At 46.7% G+C, this 2812-nt stretch carries 2 protein-coding genes; one reads left to right on the top strand and one right to left on the bottom strand.

Going from position 1 to position 2812, the window contains the following annotated elements; translation table 11 throughout:
• Nucleotides 1–227: 227 nt before the first annotated feature.
• Nucleotides 228–1022, bottom strand: a complete 795-nt coding sequence (locus IM477_RS15840; RefSeq protein WP_287732512.1) for a Uma2 family endonuclease — start codon at nucleotides 1020–1022, stop codon at nucleotides 228–230.
• 102 nt (nucleotides 1023–1124) lie between these two features.
• Here IM477_RS15840 and IM477_RS15835 point away from each other — a divergent pair, with 102 nt between their 5' ends.
• Nucleotides 1125–2639: a SagB/ThcOx family dehydrogenase gene (locus IM477_RS15835; protein WP_287732511.1), complete on the top strand. Its 1515-nt coding sequence runs from the start codon at nucleotides 1125–1127 to the stop codon at nucleotides 2637–2639.
• The last annotated feature ends 173 nt before the right edge of the window (nucleotides 2640–2812 follow it).

The following is a 2812-nucleotide window of genomic DNA, read 5'->3' as shown; positions in this document are numbered from 1 at the left end:
TCAAATCCGATCCCTAATAGCTGTATCCCGTCTCGGAGTCTCGGAGTCTCGGAGTCTCGGAGTCTCGGAGTCTCGGAGTCTCGGAGTCTCGGAGTCTCGGAGTCTCCCGTCTCGACTAGGAAATTAATTTTGCACGACTACTTACTGTCCGCAAAGCGAGAAAATAATGTCCCACCTCCAGAGAAGGCGCGGGTTTCCTCTCTCTTTTTTGAGGGGTTTTCGAGCCTTCAGCTTTCAGTATCTATCCCTAATTCCCGCAATCGTGCCGCTAGTTGTTCTGCTCGTTGTTTAGCCGCAGAAGCCTCTTGTTTAGCCGCAGAAGCCTCTTGTTTGGCCGCAATTAACTCCTCATCGGCAAGGGGAATTAACTCTCCTTCCAGCGTCAACCAGCGCAACCATAGCCGCTCAATCCCCCGATAGGAACCTTGCCACAAACCCAAGCTCAATTCCAGTTGAGGAATCGGTAAGCGTCCCTCCACTAAAGCTACGGGTTGGTAACGACCGCCTACCAGTTCAAACGCTTGAAGTTGGTTAGTATAGCGACTGAAAACCACATAGTAGGGAATCCGCAGAATCTGTTCATAAACTGTCCACTTAGTTGGCGGTTCCCCTGGTTGGCGTAGTTCTTCGCCTAAATCTTGATTTTCCGTACCTGGAGACAATAATTCCACCACAATCGTCGGAGAAACCCCTTCCTGCCAAATCACATAGCTTAAGCGCAGGTCATGGCCATCGTAGAGACGAGGAACACCGACCACCCCAAACCAATCGGGACGCTTGTACCATTGGGGGTGTCTGACATTGTAGTAAAGGTTGAGGTCAGCGGCACTAAAAACTAGGTCTGGTTCCCAGTTGGGAGGCTGGAAAGTCAGTAGTAATAACTGAGGTTGTAATAGGTGAAATTCGTCAGGCAAACCGGGTTCAAGTGGATTGTCACTAGGTAAATCGTACATCGTCGGCAAGGATTGCCGAGGGGAAAGGGGAGGGTCAGATTGGGGAATGGTGAAGATAGGTGTAGTCATAATTTTATTTTAGAAAACGGGTTTCTGAAAGAAACCCGTTTTCTAAATAGCGGTGGGAGTATGTCAAACTAAAAAGTAAAGCTTAGACAGCCTATCTTTATCATGCCAGATCAGCCAATCTCGATCGCCCAATACTACCACGAGCGGACCAAATACGACCCCCAGACGATCGCCTCAAAAAGTAAAGGTCTTGATTGGAGTCAACAACCCCATCCCTTCAAAGAATACAAAATCGGTCAGACGTTCGATCTCAAACCCTACCTCTCCCGTCAAACGGTTCCCAAAAAAGGAGACTTTTGGCGACGTATATCGCGAATTTTGGGCTGTAGCTATGGGTTAACTGCCAAAATCGCCACTATGGGGAGTCCCTTGTACCTACGTTCCGCACCCTCTGCTGGTGGATTATACCCCGCCGAGGTCTATCTGATCTCCCGTGGCACGGAATTTTTACCCGCCGGTCTCTACAGTTACCAAGGTCAAAGTCACTCGCTGCTTTTATTTTGGGAAAGTGATGTCTGGACCAACCTACAATCTGCTTGTTTCTGGAATCCTGTTTTAGAAAATACCGATATCGCTGTAGTTACCAGTGCCATTTTTCATCGGTCCGCTTGGCGCTACGAAGATCGAGCTTATCGGCGTATTTTCCTCGATACAGGGCATTTATTAGGCAATATTGAGCTATCAGCCTCGATTAATGACTATTGCGCCCATTTAATCGGTGGTTTTAACGATATCCAGATGAATGAATTGCTTTATCTCGATTCCGAGAAAGAAAGTGTCATGACGGTGATTCCTTTGGCAGATCTGCTCAATATCCAGCAAAATCTCCCCCATAGTACCACGGCACTCCCTTCGGCAACCACGACTCTTTATCCCGAAATTCCCGAGGGAGAATTATTAAACTCCCTACACCGAGCCACTATCATAGCTACAGATGAGAAGATAGAAGCAACTGTTACCCCCTCTAATTGGGAAGATAAATATAATTTTCCTTTTTGTCTAAAAGTTTCCGTGACATCCCGTCCCGTCAATTGGGGGGAAGATTTAATCGATCTGGAAAGTACGATTCTTAAACGCAGATCTACCCGCGCTTATAGTGGTGCTAGTCTCAGTTTAGACGAATTGCGAGCGCTGCTGCATTTCACCTATCAACCCCAAGATTATGCCGGCCAAAATCTCGATCCCAATCCCGATTATTTTGCTCTGGATTTATTGGAAACTTTTATCGCTGTTTCGGCAGTAACCGGATTAGAGGAAGGCTGTTATTATTATGCTCCCAAAGCCCAAGAATTGCGGCAAATTCGCTTTAAAAATTTCCGGCAAGAGTTACATTATCTCTGTTTAGGTCAGGATTTGGGACGAGATGCGGCCGCTGTGGTTTTTCATACGGCGGATCTGTCAAAAGCAGTGGCTAAATATGGCGATCGAGTCTATCGTTATCTTCATGCAGATGCGGGTCATTTGGGACAGAGATTAAATTTAGCGGCTATTCATCTGGGGTTAGGGGTTAGTGGTATCGGTGGTTTTTTTGATGATCAAGTTAATGAAGTGTTAGGAATTCCCTCCGATGAAGCAGTTATCTATATCACTACTTTAGGCCGACCGAAGGTTTTTTAAGGTGAGTTTGAACCCCTGAAGGGGTGACAAGGAGGTTGAGGTCATAAGTACCTAAGCAAAATTAATTACACATCTAAGCCACTACTCCGTCAGACTTCTGGTGTGAGGAAACAGTGAACTGAAAACTCAAATCCGATCCCTAATAGCTGTCTCCCGTCTCCCGTCTCCCGTCT

Origin of the sequence: Microcystis sp. M090S1 (assembly GCF_020246295.1) — a bacterium.
Taxonomy (GTDB): domain Bacteria; phylum Cyanobacteriota; class Cyanobacteriia; order Cyanobacteriales; family Microcystaceae; genus Microcystis; species Microcystis aeruginosa.
Note: the sequence above shows the minus strand (reverse complement) of the source record. Positions and strands in the feature narration are given on the sequence as shown.

What these genes read in the sequence shown, in the direction of transcription:
- IM477_RS15840 (WP_287732512.1), bottom strand. Translation starts at nt 1,022, where the DNA reads ATGACTACACCTATCTTCACCATTCCCCAATCTGACCCTCCCCTTTCC.
- IM477_RS15835 (WP_287732511.1), top strand. Translation starts at nt 1,125, where the DNA reads ATGCCAGATCAGCCAATCTCGATCGCCCAATACTACCACGAGCGGACC.